Below are 12,837 nucleotides of genomic sequence, written 5' to 3'. Positions count from 1 at the left end.
CCTCATTTTGCAATTTTATACTGACAGTTCTGTTCTATTTCCATAGTCTTACAGATGGAACGTTTTATGAACAAAAGGGGATCCTTCATTCTATTTTTGTTTTTATTCGGAGTTTCGATTTTTTCGGTCGAGGACCCTTTGCCGAGTCCGTTCGAACCTTACCATCTTTCCCGTGATTTCGATCTCAATCGACAGAAGTATCTACAGGTAATTGCAATTCCCTATAAGGATCCGATGGAACTCAAGCTCGGACCGGAAAACGATTCCGTTCCCCAAAAAAAAGCTCCCGAGATTACTTTTATTAAAACTCCCGGACTTTCTTTTTCAGGAATGTTCCAACCGTTCTTATTTTCCGTAGTCCCTCAAGAAAGCGTTCAATTTTTACCCATTTCCGAAACCATTCTCGTAGACCGGGTTCCTTCCAGGAACGGCAAACTCGTATCGGGGGCTTTTTCTGAAAAAAGGACCATGGATCGGATTACCGATTCCAGAAATCAGGTTCCGGGTTTTGGTTTGACGAGTTGGAATACGAACTCTCTGCAAAACGGAAGCAATTCCGGAGTGATGTTTCTTTATATGAAACGTCATGCGGGTTTGGAAATGGATTTTAACGCGAGAATGATCGGCAACCAAGCAGGACTTGCATTTTTAGAATCCGCAAGATCTACGATTGCATTCAACTACTCCGTGTTTCCGGAAATTGGAGAAAGTTCTAAGATGAATTTTTTTCTTCAATTTTCCAGTATCAAACGTTTCCAGGATAGGGGCTCGGCTTATGGCGGAGAACCAGGAAATCATTTTCGCGGCATGAAGTCGTACGAATACTATTTGAACCCCGGAATTTCCTTTTCCTCCAGAAATTTAAGTTTAGAAGGGATGGTAAGAGTTCCTCTTCCGACTGCAGCCCAACTTGGGGGAGAACAACACCAATGGATGCAGGATGTTCAGGGAATTCTCGGGATTAAATATAGTTTTTCAGAAACTTCCTCCAAATAAACAGAGAAACGTTATTCTATAATCCCTTGTTTTTTGAGAGAGAAAATAAGATCCATCTTGTTGATTAAATGTTTTGCTCTTCCAAAGCGGATCATGCGTTTGGGCTCGGAATCCTGTTCTGAATAAAAGACTTCCAAACAAGTTTCGATCACAGGACAAGAATGATCCGTACAACCAATTTCCGTCAGTTTTAAAATTTCGTTTCCCTTGAGTTCAAGAGGTCCTTTGAGCCAAGAAATCAACGTAGGATGAAATGAAAATTCTTCGGTTGCGTTTCGAATCTCAGAATACACTGGACCGTGATCGTGTACGAAAAAATGATTAGGAATAGTCGGTTCCATAATTTTCTACTCTAATAAGACGAATAGAATCGAAATTAAATTCGAAGTTTTATCGAACCACCGAAACCGCAAGAGGATCATAGGCAAGATTCGGAGCCAGCCAACGTTCGACTTCTTCGACACTCATTGCCTTTCGTTTTGCGTATTCTTCGATTTGATCTCGATTGATCTTTGCGACCGCGAAATATTTCGACTTAGGATGCGCAAAGTAAAGGCCACTGACCGAACTTGCAGGCCACATCGCAAAATGTTCTGTAAGTGTAATCCCGGTATTTTTTTCAGCCTGCAATAGATCGAATAGAATTCTTTTTTCGGTATGATCGGGAGACGCGGGATAACCCGCCGCAGGACGAATTCCCCTGTATCTTTCACGGATCAAATCTTCGGGAGAAAGATTTTCATCCTTATCATAACCCCAATATTCTTTTCGAATCTTGTAATGCATGTATTCCGCAAAAGCTTCCGCAAAACGATCTCCTAAGGCCTTGGCCATGATGGAGTTATAATCGTCCTGATTGCTTTCGAATTCTTTCGCAAATTCTTCCACACCGTGCCCAGCGGTAACAGCAAATCCGCCGATATAATCGATTTTCCCGGAATCTTTCGGAGCAACGTAGTCCGCCAAACAATAATTAGGTTCTGTTTCGTCTGCTTTTTGAATCTGCTGACGAAGAGTATGAAACACCGTCAGCAACTTAGAACGGGATTCGTCTTCGTAAACCTCGATATCATCCCCGACCGAATTTGCCGGAAAAATTCCAATTACTCCCTTCGTCTTAAAAAGTTTTCCGTCTACGATTGTCTTCATCAGCTTTTGCGCATCCGCAAAAAGTTCTCTGGCTTGTTTTCCCGTTGTCTCACTTTCTAAAATCGCCGGGTATCTTCCTTTGAGTTCCCAAGCGGTAAAAAACGGAGTCCAATCAATAAACGGAATCAACGTCTCCAAAGAAATTTCTTCGTCAAAAACCCGAATTCCCGTAAAAGAAGGTTTATCAATCGTCGTAGCCGTCCAATCGATCTCTTCCCGATTCTCTCTGGCTTGTTCCAAAGAAATTAATTTTCTTTCCGCTCTCGTATTGAAATAATTCTCCCGGGCCGTCTTTTGGTCTTCTTTGATCTTTTGAGCATACGCCTCGTTTAAATCCGGATGTAAAAGTTGATTTACCACGTTTACAACCCGAGAAGCGTCCACTACATGCACTACAGGTGGATCATATACGGGCGCGATTTTTACCGCAGTGTGCGCGGAACTCGTGGTCGCTCCTCCGATCAAAAGAGGAATTTCGAAACCGGTTCGTTTCATCTCGGAAGCCACGTGTACCATCTCATCAAGCGAAGGAGTAATGAGTCCCGAAAGACCGATGATATTCACGTTATGTTTCTTTGCTTCTTCCAAAATTTTATCGGAAGAAACCATCACACCTAGATCGATCACTTCGTAGTTATTACACGCAAGAACGACTCCTACGATGTTTTTTCCTATATCGTGAACATCTCCTTTTACGGTCGCGATCAAAAACTTAGGGCGAGCGGCCACATCCTCCAATTGATTTTTCTCTTCTTCCATAAAAGGAAGAAGATAGGCCACAGATTTCTTCATGACCCGAGCACTTTTTACCACCTGAGGAAGAAACATCTTCCCGGCACCGAACAATTCTCCTACGATCTTCATTCCGTCCATGAGAGGACCTTCGATGACGGTTAACGGACGTCCGTACTTGAGCCTGGCTTCTTCCGTATCTTGATCGATATATTCCACGATTCCCTTTACAAGCGCGTGCGAAAGCCTTTCCTCGACCGAAGTCCCTTCTCTCCAAGCTTCCTCTTTCTTTTCGGATTTGTCTCCGGAGAATTTTACACTTTCGGCAAATTCCACGAGACGTTCGGTTGCGTCGGGCCTCCTATTTAAAATTACATCTTCAACATATTCTAATAGATCTTTCGGAATTTCTTCGTAGACCGCAAGCATTCCTGCGTTTACGATTGCCATGTCGAGTCCTGCTCGTATCGCGTGATATAAGAAAACAGAGTGCATCGCCTCTCTCACGGGATTGTTTCCTCTAAAGGAAAAAGATACGTTAGATAAACCTCCCGAAACCTTCGCACCCGGACAGAGCTTTTTGATTTCACGAACAGCTTCTATAAAGTCCACCGCATAGTTATTATGTTCCTCGATCCCGGTCGCCACGGTCAGGATATTAGGATCAAAGATAATGTCAGTCGGACTGAAATTCGCCTTCGTTACGAGAAGGTCGTATGCCCTTTTGCAAATACGAACCTTCTCATCCTTGGTCGCGGCTTGTCCTTGTTCGTCGAATGCCATCACGATCGCGGAAGCTCCGTATCTTTGAATTTTACGAGCGTGTTCTAAGAATTTTTCCTCTCCTTCTTTGAGAGAGATGGAGTTTACGATCGGTTTTCCCTGAATACATTTCAGACCTTCCTCCAGAACGCTCCACTTGGAAGAGTCGATCATGAACGGAACCTTTGCGATATCCGGTTCGCCCGCGATGAGATTCAAAAAATGTCTCATCGAAGCTTCGCCATCTAACAGCGCTTCGTCGAAATTGATGTCGATGATATTCGCTCCCGCTTCCACTTGTTGTAACGCGACGGAAACCGCTTCCTCGAAATTTCCTTCGATGATGAGTTTTTTGAATTTAGGAGATCCGGTTACGTTGGTTCTTTCCCCTACGAGTAAAAATCCTTGATCGGGGGTGACGTTCAACGGTTCCAACCCAGAAAGTCTCGTGATCTCTTCGATCTGAGGAAGAACTCTTGGTTTTTTTCCTTGGACCGCTTTTGCAGCAGAGGCGATATGTTCGGGGGTGGTTCCGCAACATCCGCCCGCGATGTTCAACCAGCCGAAACTTGCAAACTCTTGAATATAGGTTCCGAATTCTTCCGGAGTCTGATCGTAACCTCCGAACGCGTTCGGTAAACCCGCATTCGGATAACAACTGATATAACAGGAAGAAACTCTCGCAAGTTCTTCAATATAAGGACGCATTTCGTCCGCACCAAGCGCGCAGTTGATTCCCACCGAAAGAGGATTACAGTGTACAACGGAATTGTAGAACGCCTCCACGGTTTGCCCGGAAAGAGTTCTTCCCGAAGCGTCTGTGATCGTCACGGAAAGACATACAGGAATTCGAACTTGAAGATCCTCGAATACTTGTTCGATGGCAAAGATTGCCGCCTTTAGATTCAAAGTATCGATATTCGTTTCGGGAAGAAGCAAATCCACCCCCGCTTCCACGAGAGCGCGGGCTTGTTCGTAAAAAGTCGCAACCAAATCGTCGAAAGTCACTGCACGAAACGCGGGATTGTTCACATCCGGAGAAAGAGTCGCAGTACGAGTCGTAGGCCCGATCGCACCGGCAAGAAAACATGGATGGTTCGGATTTGTCTTTTTAAACTTTTCAATCGCGTTGCGGGCACATACAACCGCGGCCTTGTTCAAATCCGTGACGAGAAACTCCGTTTTATAATCGCCTTGAGAAACCTGATTCGAACTGAACGTATTCGTTTCTAAAATATTGGCACCCGCTTCCAAAAATTTAACGTGGATCGCTTCGATTACATCCGGTCTTGTCAAACAAAGAAGTTCGTTGTTCCCTTTGAGAGGATGCGGATGGTTTTTGAGAACCTCTCCTCTGAAGTCGTCTTCGGTGAGAGGGAATCGTTGGATCATCGTTCCCATCGCCCCGTCTATGACTAAGATTTGTTTTTTGAGGAGCGAGAGAAGCTCCTTTGCTTTCGGATTCGTATAGTTCTGAACTTTATAAGTCATGAGCAAGCTTCTTTGATTGTTTTAAAAAATAGTATAACATTAAATTCTAATATTCCGGATTTACACATCCCTCTTTTTTGAGAGGAGTTTTCACGTCTATGATAACGGGAAAATGTTTCGCTTTGCGAACGTTCTCCGCGATCCAGCCATGCCAAATAGACGGAACTTCATAATCCGGATAAATCGCTTCTACCGGACATTCCGGTCTGCATTTATTACAATCGATACAGACGGAAGGTTCGATATAAAGACAATCGGCTCCTTCTCGAAACGCTTCCACGGGACAAACCGCGGCGCAATAGGTATATTTGCAATTTCTACAGGGTTCCGTGATTACATACGCCATCGTTTTCCAAAAAGAAGAGAGTTGTGAAAAATTCCATAATTCTAAATCAAACCGACTAAAATCGTATGTTTCACAAAATGTAAAACGGCCGGGAATGAATGTTTCAACAACTCTAATGCTTTTTCCGGGACGATCCCATCCCGGAAAAAGATTCGCATCAGTATCTGTAGTTCTCCGGTTTGAAAGGACCTTCAACAGGAACTCCCAAATAGTCGGCTTGTTTTTGGTTCAGTTTTGTTAAACGAACTCCCAACTGCTCAAGATGAAGAGCGGCCACTTTCTCGTCCAAATGTTTCGGAAGAGTGTAGACTCCAAGCTCATACTTGTTGTTGTAAAGTTCGATCTGAGCCAATACTTGGTTCGTGAAGGAACAGGACATTACGAAAGAAGGGTGACCGGTTGCGCAACCTAAGTTTACCAGACGTCCTTCCGCGAGAACGATGATGGATTTACCATCCGCAAAGGTATACTTATCCACTTGAGGTTTGATTTCCTTTTTGGTTACACCTTTTTCGGAATTCAATCTGGACATTTGGATTTCGGTATCAAAGTGTCCGATGTTACAGAGGATCGCTCCGTCTTTCATCGCTTTCATGTGTTCGAGAGTGATGATATCATCGTTCCCGGTCGCGGTTACTACGATGTCCACTTGTTCGATAATGTCTTCCACACGAAGAACTTGGTAACCTTCCATAGAAGCTTGAAGAGCGCAGATCGGATCGATTTCGGTTACGATCACTCTCGCACCGAAGTTACGAAGAGAAGCCGCGGATCCTTTACCTACATCTCCGAAGCCGCAAACGAGAGCCACTTTACCGGCGAGCATAACGTCAGTGGCTCTTTTGATTCCGTCCGCGAGAGATTCGCGACATCCGTAGAGGTTGTCAAACTTAGACTTGGTAACAGAATCGTTTACGTTGAACGCGGGGACTTTCAATTCTCCCTTTTTGAGTAATTTGTAAAGACTCTTGACACCTGTGGTCGTTTCTTCGGAAATACCGCGAATTTCGCTTAACAATTTAGGATGCTTTTCGTGAACGTAAGCAGTGAGATCTCCTCCGTCATCGAGTATCATATTCGGTCCTTTGTCTCCGAAGAAAAGGGTTTGTTCGATACACCACCAATATTCCTCTTCGGTTTCTCCTTTCCATGCAAAAACGGGAATCCCGGCCTTAGCGATCGCAGCAGCAGCGTGATCTTGGGTAGAGAAGATATTGCAAGAAGACCAGCGAACCTCCGCTCCCAATTCCGTCAGGGTTTCGATCAGAACCGCGGTTTGAATCGTCATATGAAGAGATCCGGCAATTCTTGCACCCGCCAAAGGTTTTTTACCTTTGTATTCCTGTCTTAACGCCATAAGACCCGGCATTTCTTTTTCCGCCAGGATGATCTCCTGCCTTCCCCATTCAGCTTGGGAAAGATCTTTTACTTTATAGCTTGAACCTTTTTCTTGTGTTGTTGCGGACATTTTAGTCCTCCTTTTTCTTTGCTTGAATGATCAAAATTTTGAAAACGTTACCCGTATCGAATTCCTCGTAAGAACCGACTCTAAAGCCGGAAAGTTCCAACCAATCTTGTAGAAGAGAATAATCGAATCCCAACCAAAGGTCGGAGAAATTATCCCTCATAAACTCTTGATTGTGTTTTTTCAAATCCACAAGACAGAAGGTTCCGCCGGGTTTCAGAATTTTATAAATTTCGCGAATCACCGCAGGTGGATTGGAAAGATGATGGAGCACCATAGAAGCGACGACCGCATCCGCTTTCTCTCTCGCGTAAGATGCCACGTTTTCCAAAGGAGAATGGATCAAAGATACGTGAGTGTTCCCCGTAAATGCTACCTCCGCCTCTTCCACCATTTTAGGAGACGCGTCGACTCCGATCACCTGATTCGACTTCGTCAAAAGATAAGGAATCAAACCTCCAGGACCACATCCCAGATCGTAAATTAAGGAGGAAAAATCAGGCAAATAAGAAAGAATTTTTTTACGATAGATCGCAGGGTCTAACACGTCCTTTTGAATCGATTCCCAGTCGTGAGCTACATTATTAAAATAGAATGTATTCTTTTGGTCCCTTCTGGAAAGAATCTCAGAAATCTGCGCTTGATCCGTCGTTCGAAACGGCAAATCTTCTTTATAGGAAAGAAGAAGTTCGGTGACCTCGGAAGAAAAAGCGGGGACCTTTTTTTCCTCTGGAATTCGGTAGTATACCCAGGAACCTTCTCTTTCAGGAATCAAGAATCCAGCGTCGGTTAAAATTTTAAGATGTCTAGAAACGCGAGACTGACCCATTTTTAAAACTTCTGTAATTTCTTGCACATTCAAAGGTGATAAAGAAAGAATATGAAGAATTCGAATTCTTGTTTCATCCGAAAGCGCTTTTAGAGCAGAAAGAATCTGCTTCGAACCATTACCGGAAACAATTTTGGCTTCTAAAAGCTCCATTAAGACTAAGATATCAAGATATCTTGATATCTGCAAGATTTTTATGAGGAAGAAGGAAAAAGTTGGGAGAAGAATCGGTTTTGGGGTAGGAGGATTTCTCTGAGAAGGGTGATTTTTGTAAGAGCTCCTCTTGTTTGGTAGTAAGGGACTTCGTTAGTATACTCCCACTCTTCTAAAATGGCAAAAAGGAGGCAACGGGAAACACCTAATCCAAGAGCAAGGACTCCCAAAGCGACCCAATCCTTTTCATTTGGACGAAAGTTCATCTTTTTTAGTTTTAAACCTTTTCTCTGATAACTCACTGCAGGGAAACTTTTTCCTAAGAACTTCTTTTCAAGCGCACTTTTTTGATATTTCTTTAGGAGAAAGCTCAATTCTTGATTCAATTTATCTGCCCTTAATTTTCTCAAGCGCACAATCTGCTCCGGAATGAGGAGAGTGACAGGTGCCCCTTTTTTTCGGAAGGTGATTTCTCTTTTCGAGCTAATTTCTTCTTTTGATCCCATACCCGAACGGTTCTTTCAAGTAATCAGAAAAATTGGTTAAACTCGAGTTCTTAGAACTTTTTTGAGGTCTCCTGAAAAATTTTTCAATGAGGAACGTTTGTAATTCTTAAAGTTACGGAGTTCTTTAAGAATTCTATAAGAGTTCCTACTCCAAAACCCCTTTCTCAATAATACTCCTCCTTTTTTGTATGACCTCTTACAAATTCTCCTTGAATTCTAAAATGACCAGTCACTTTATATCCCAAAAAAGATGAAACTCTCTTCTACCGTAGCAGAAACCAGAAGGAAAAAGATTCTCGAAACCGGAATCTACCTCCTCCGAAAAACCGGACCAGATGGAATCGGAATCCAAGAGATCGCGGACGCTTCCGGGATTCCCAAAGGATCTTTTTACAATTACTTCCCTTCCAAGGATCATTTCCTCTTGGAGGCCTTAGAAATATATACGAACGCCGCGATCCAATGGAACGAATCCGTCTTAGAAGAAGGAGGAAGAGGACCTTCTTCTCTCTACTTTCTCTACGAAAAAAAAGTAGATTTAGAGAAGAATCTCCTCCAAGAAGAACTCTCCTGTCTTATCAATGTCCTCTCTCAACACTCATCCTCTCAAAGACCGGAACTGAGAAAAAAATTGAAATTCTCTCTCGAAACCATCTCAAAAGGAATCATTAAATCTCTTCGAGTTTCCGAATCTCCATCCCTCCTAAAACGCATTCAGTATTTAGAATCTTCTTGGAGAGGTGCAATGCTCCTCTCCAGAGCGACGGGAGACGAATCCTATCTTGAGAATTTTTTATCCAATCTCAAAGAATGAATTTTAGGAGAAAAGAATGAAAACCGAAAAACCAACCCCGATTCGCAAGAACCACTCGACACAAATCACGATCCGTTGGGATGAGTTGGATCCGAATCAACACGTAAACAATAAGAATTTCCAAGGTTATTTGGACGAAGCTAGAATGAGATCAATGAGAGACTGGGGTTTTTCCATGGAAAAACTAAAAATACAGGGTTTTGTACCGGTGATTCTTTCGATTTACCTCGATTTTAAACGTGAAATCAACTACCCGGAAACGATCACGATCGAATCCGATCTCTTTCTAAAAACGCCCATTCGCGCGGCATTTGTACAAAGGATCATTTGTCAAAGCAGTCAAACTCTTTCTTGCAACGCGAGTACAGATTGGGTGATTCTCAATTCGAACTCAAAACGACCCTCAAGATTTTTGGAAGCGATCGGTTTCGAACAGACAGTTTAAACGCCGTCATTTCAGAAAAAAACTTAGTTTTCAAGATCCGAAGCAAAACATCAAAGTTTTCGATTTTAATTTTCAAGACATTTGAAAACGATTTTCCAATCGAGTTTTTTGGGTAACGAAATTTCCCGTCTAAAAGCGTTTCATTTTTTGAATTTGTATTTTTTTGTAAATCCGTTTGATCTTCCGATTTTTTTGCTTCAATGAACTACGACTCTTCAAAGGAGAATTGTAAATCTTCTCAAAATTTTTCCGACAGACGCAATCCCAAAATTTTACATAGACAAATAGCTATCAAAGTTAGTCGTGGGAACTAAGTTTTGCCCCTATTCTTAAGGATTTTCCTTTTTTAAAATCAATCCCAAAACTTTTCGGACCTTTATAGCATTGAACTCATATCTTGTTTTTTGTTCGATATTTTGAAACAGTTTTTAGAATTTCTGAAGAAACGGAATCAGTGAACTTATATTTTCCCAAATTACATCGGGGCGAACATTCGAATTTTGCAATATTCCATCCCGATATTTTCCGGTTTTTACGAGAACTCCCCGAATCCCACAAGCTTGCGCCCCACCTACATCCGAATCAAGATCGTCCCCGATCATAATCGTCTCAGACGCTTGCGTGGAAATCATCCTCAGAGCAGCTTTAAAAAACGCTGGAGAAGGTTTTCCTATGATCTCGGCTTTTACACCAGTCGCGTATTCTATTCCGGACACGAAAGCCCCCATATCCAACATCAACCCTTCTTTTGTCTGCCAATACTTTCCTTTATGAAGAGCAATCAACCTGGCTCCCTTCTTCACTTTTTGAAAGATATCGTTTAAAATCCTATAATTCCATTTTTTTCCGATATCACCGATTAACACGGCTTCCGGAATTTTCTGTTCGAAATCGATTCCTTCCAAATCCTTTTTGACTTCCTCTTGAATGACGAAAAAAGTTTTTGGATTTCCTGTTTCTCGGATGTATTCTCTGGCAGCCCGAGGAGAATTCAGAACTCTTTTTTCCTCTACGGGAATTTTTAGATCGTTTAGAAATTCGGAAATCCCCTTTCTCGATTTTGTAGTCGTATTTGTTAAAAACAGATGAGGTATATGATTCTTTTTTAAATAAGAAACCGCTTCCCGTGCCCCGGGAAGAACAGAATCTCCGGTATACAATACCCCGTCCAAATCCAACAAAACACCTTGAACGGAAGCTCGTATTCTTTTTTGTAGAATGGTGTTTTCATTCATATAAAACGTAATTCTAACTCATTTTTCGAAATTTGCGATCCTCTATTTTAAAAATCCTTTTCATCACATTCCATTCTTCTAAATCGTAATCAGATTTATTGAGTGTACGTTCTTAGCTTACGTTCGCTTTTGTGAAAGAATTTCCCGAGTGAGACATGTCAGTATATGAGGTCATTTCCCACAGCTCTTGACTAAAACGCTCCGACACGTAAAAAATTCATTTCCGTTGTTCGTAATATTATTTTATGTAGATTCTTTACTATTGCCGGATATTGTAATTTTTGCAACTTCTGGTCTGACGGCTTTAGAATCTCTAATTTTTACATTCGAAAGAACGCGGGGATAACTTCTCGTCTTGAAACAAAAACCCAAAGAGGCAAGTAAAGTCTGTATACTTTTTTTGGAACCGAAACATCGCCTCTCCTTTCGCACCATCTGGAATCCATTCTTACAGTGTATACCAACTTCCCTCTGAAACTGTTTCAAATTCCGATCGTAAACGCGGCTACGAAACGTAATCCTCCATTTCGCTTATCAGAGGAAGTTGCGCAAGTCTCAAGTGAATCGGACCGCTTCGAATTCACAAAAGAAGGCAACATGGTAGTAAGTGTTTAATTACTTCAGTGTACTTTCGGAGATAAGAAATACATTCGAGAAATTCTCTTCAAATTCGGAAAAATGTTTTCAAGTTAACCATATTGTGATAATTATAGTTTCTAAAGTTTGGAGAGTTAACGCTCTCCGGATAATTTAACGAGCGTAAAACAATATGGAAATCTACGAAAAAGAAAAACGAAAACTACTTTCAGCATCTACACCGGAGCAGTACATTGAGCTATCCATCAAATCGAAACTGACCGGACCCAAAAAATCTAGTATCACGTCGGAATGGCTTACGTCCACCGGGTATACGATTGAGGATATCAAATACGCAAGAAACCGTCACCCCTTCTGGAGAAAGAAGAGGAATCAAGGCTCATACGAACGTAACAGTAAACGTTTGGAACAACACAATTATTACCGAACAGATCGGAAGATCGTTTGGGATAAAGACAAATTAGCAAAGTTCTTCGACCTCAACTCGAAAGGGTTAGCCGATCACGAGTTAGCAAAAAATTTTAGAACTTCGATTCCGGCCGTGAATCATATACGTAGAAAGTTTCGCTTTGCCTCTCAGCTTCTACAACTCGAAAAACAAAAACCGGCAAAGGGTGGAATTCTGAAACTTTGCACCCACAGTGAATCAGTTTTAAAAAGATTGATCCGAGAGAAAGGAGGACAATAAATTTCTTTCGGAGGCTTTTGGTTGGTCCCCGGTCTTAAATCGAAATTTACATCGATTTTTATTTTTTTCCTAACTATTACGTTGTTTTCTGTCTGTTCTTTCGAACAGAAGAAAACGAAGGAACTGGTTTTCATCCGCGAAACCGATCTGAATTCCTTTCAAGAGGGGAATTCTAAATTCAAGAACGGGGACTACTTGGAAGCGATCGAGTTTTATTCAAGAGATCTGGACGTTAATCCGGACAATCCGACCTCACTCAACAATAGAGGACTTGCCAAAAGCAAATCCGGTAACCAAACAGGAGCGATTTCCGATTACAACCGGGCAATTGAAAAACGAGAAGATTATGCGATCGCTTTCAACAACCGAGGCTGTGCAAAAATGAAAGTTTCCGATTATCGAGGGGCGATCAAAGATCTTTCTTTGGCGATCCGGCTGAAACCAACTTATGCGAATGCGCTCAATAACCGTGCCTTGGCAAACTGGACAGTGAAAGAACGACAAAGCGCCTGCGAAGATTGGAAAAAAGCGGCAATTTTAGGACACAGCGAAGCCGGAAAATCCTTTGTAAAGTTCTGCAATTGAAAACCTCAGGAATCGCTTGCCGGGGAAGGCGGTGTTAAAACACT

12 protein-coding genes are annotated in these 12,837 nt (G+C 42.2%); 5 read left to right on the top strand and 7 right to left on the bottom strand.

What is annotated here, in order from left to right; genetic code table 11:
• The first annotated feature begins 66 nt into the window (after positions 1 to 66).
• Positions 67 to 996: an LIC_20087 family outer membrane protein gene (locus tag LEP1GSC062_RS13650; RefSeq protein ID WP_010576298.1), complete on the top strand. Its 930-nt coding sequence runs from the start codon at positions 67 to 69 to the stop codon at positions 994 to 996.
• Positions 997 to 1,007: 11 nt separating this feature from the next.
• Here LEP1GSC062_RS13650 and LEP1GSC062_RS13645 read toward each other — a convergent pair whose 3' ends face one another.
• From LEP1GSC062_RS13645 to LEP1GSC062_RS13620, 6 genes are all read right to left on the bottom strand, one after another.
• A complete protein-coding gene (locus LEP1GSC062_RS13645; protein ID WP_010576299.1) occupies positions 1,008 to 1,337 on the bottom strand; it encodes a hypothetical protein in 330 nt (109 codons plus the stop codon).
• A gap of 49 nt (positions 1,338 to 1,386) precedes the next feature.
• A complete protein-coding gene (metH, locus tag LEP1GSC062_RS13640) occupies positions 1,387 to 5,130 on the bottom strand; it encodes a methionine synthase (protein ID WP_010576300.1) in 3,744 nt (1,247 codons plus the stop codon).
• Between the two features lie 46 nt (positions 5,131 to 5,176).
• Positions 5,177 to 5,476: an indolepyruvate ferredoxin oxidoreductase subunit alpha gene (locus LEP1GSC062_RS13635; protein ID WP_004496665.1), complete on the bottom strand. Its 300-nt coding sequence runs from the start codon at positions 5,474 to 5,476 to the stop codon at positions 5,177 to 5,179.
• 157 nt (positions 5,477 to 5,633) lie between these two features.
• A complete protein-coding gene (gene ahcY, locus LEP1GSC062_RS13630) occupies positions 5,634 to 6,944 on the bottom strand; it encodes an adenosylhomocysteinase (protein ID WP_010576301.1) in 1,311 nt (436 codons plus the stop codon).
• Position 6,945: 1 nt separating this feature from the next.
• A complete protein-coding gene (locus tag LEP1GSC062_RS13625; RefSeq protein ID WP_010576302.1) occupies positions 6,946 to 7,923 on the bottom strand; it encodes an ArsR/SmtB family transcription factor in 978 nt (325 codons plus the stop codon).
• 41 nt (positions 7,924 to 7,964) lie between these two features.
• Entirely contained in the window at positions 7,965 to 8,429 is a 465-nt protein-coding gene (locus LEP1GSC062_RS13620) for a DUF1564 family protein (RefSeq protein ID WP_010576303.1), read from the bottom strand.
• A gap of 250 nt (positions 8,430 to 8,679) precedes the next feature.
• Here LEP1GSC062_RS13620 and LEP1GSC062_RS13615 point away from each other — a divergent pair, with 250 nt between their 5' ends.
• The gene (locus LEP1GSC062_RS13615; protein WP_020984622.1) at positions 8,680 to 9,243 is read left to right on the top strand and encodes a TetR/AcrR family transcriptional regulator; all 564 of its coding nucleotides are present in this window, start codon (positions 8,680 to 8,682) and stop codon (positions 9,241 to 9,243) included.
• A gap of 16 nt (positions 9,244 to 9,259) precedes the next feature.
• Entirely contained in the window at positions 9,260 to 9,688 is a 429-nt protein-coding gene (locus LEP1GSC062_RS13610; protein WP_010576304.1) for an acyl-CoA thioesterase, read from the top strand.
• A gap of 428 nt (positions 9,689 to 10,116) precedes the next feature.
• Here the strand turns inward: LEP1GSC062_RS13610 and LEP1GSC062_RS13605 are convergent, their stop codons facing one another.
• Positions 10,117 to 10,923 (bottom strand): TIGR01458 family HAD-type hydrolase, encoded by an 807-nt coding sequence (locus LEP1GSC062_RS13605; RefSeq protein ID WP_010576305.1) that lies wholly within the window; start codon positions 10,921 to 10,923, stop codon positions 10,117 to 10,119.
• A gap of 769 nt (positions 10,924 to 11,692) precedes the next feature.
• On the opposite strand from LEP1GSC062_RS13605, the gene LEP1GSC062_RS13595 reads away from it, so the two are divergent.
• The gene (locus LEP1GSC062_RS13595; protein ID WP_004500869.1) at positions 11,693 to 12,208 is read left to right on the top strand and encodes an LB099 family protein; all 516 of its coding nucleotides are present in this window, start codon (positions 11,693 to 11,695) and stop codon (positions 12,206 to 12,208) included.
• A gap of 21 nt (positions 12,209 to 12,229) precedes the next feature.
• A complete protein-coding gene (locus tag LEP1GSC062_RS13590; RefSeq protein WP_010576306.1) occupies positions 12,230 to 12,793 on the top strand; it encodes a tetratricopeptide repeat protein in 564 nt (187 codons plus the stop codon).
• The last annotated feature ends 44 nt before the right edge of the window (positions 12,794 to 12,837 follow it).

The organism is Leptospira alexanderi serovar Manhao 3 str. L 60 (assembly GCF_000243815.2).
In the GTDB taxonomy this organism is placed as follows: Bacteria; Spirochaetota; Leptospiria; order Leptospirales; family Leptospiraceae; genus Leptospira; species Leptospira alexanderi.
This window is presented reverse-complemented; position numbering and strand designations above follow the sequence as displayed.

Coding starts and splice junctions, on each gene's coding strand:
- LEP1GSC062_RS13650 (WP_010576298.1), top strand. CDS start 67: ATGAACAAAAGGGGATCCTTCATTCTATTTTTGTTTTTATTCGGAGTT.
- LEP1GSC062_RS13645 (WP_010576299.1), bottom strand. CDS start 1,337: ATGGAACCGACTATTCCTAATCATTTTTTCGTACACGATCACGGTCCA.
- metH (WP_010576300.1), bottom strand. CDS start 5,130: ATGACTTATAAAGTTCAGAACTATACGAATCCGAAAGCAAAGGAGCTT.
- LEP1GSC062_RS13635 (WP_004496665.1), bottom strand. CDS start 5,476: ATGGCGTATGTAATCACGGAACCCTGTAGAAATTGCAAATATACCTAT.
- ahcY (WP_010576301.1), bottom strand. CDS start 6,944: ATGTCCGCAACAACACAAGAAAAAGGTTCAAGCTATAAAGTAAAAGAT.
- LEP1GSC062_RS13625 (WP_010576302.1), bottom strand. CDS start 7,923: ATGGAGCTTTTAGAAGCCAAAATTGTTTCCGGTAATGGTTCGAAGCAG.
- LEP1GSC062_RS13620 (WP_010576303.1), bottom strand. CDS start 8,429: ATGGGATCAAAAGAAGAAATTAGCTCGAAAAGAGAAATCACCTTCCGA.
- LEP1GSC062_RS13615 (WP_020984622.1), top strand. CDS start 8,680: ATGAAACTCTCTTCTACCGTAGCAGAAACCAGAAGGAAAAAGATTCTC.
- LEP1GSC062_RS13610 (WP_010576304.1), top strand. CDS start 9,260: ATGAAAACCGAAAAACCAACCCCGATTCGCAAGAACCACTCGACACAA.
- LEP1GSC062_RS13605 (WP_010576305.1), bottom strand. CDS start 10,923: ATGAATGAAAACACCATTCTACAAAAAAGAATACGAGCTTCCGTTCAA.
- LEP1GSC062_RS13595 (WP_004500869.1), top strand. CDS start 11,693: ATGGAAATCTACGAAAAAGAAAAACGAAAACTACTTTCAGCATCTACA.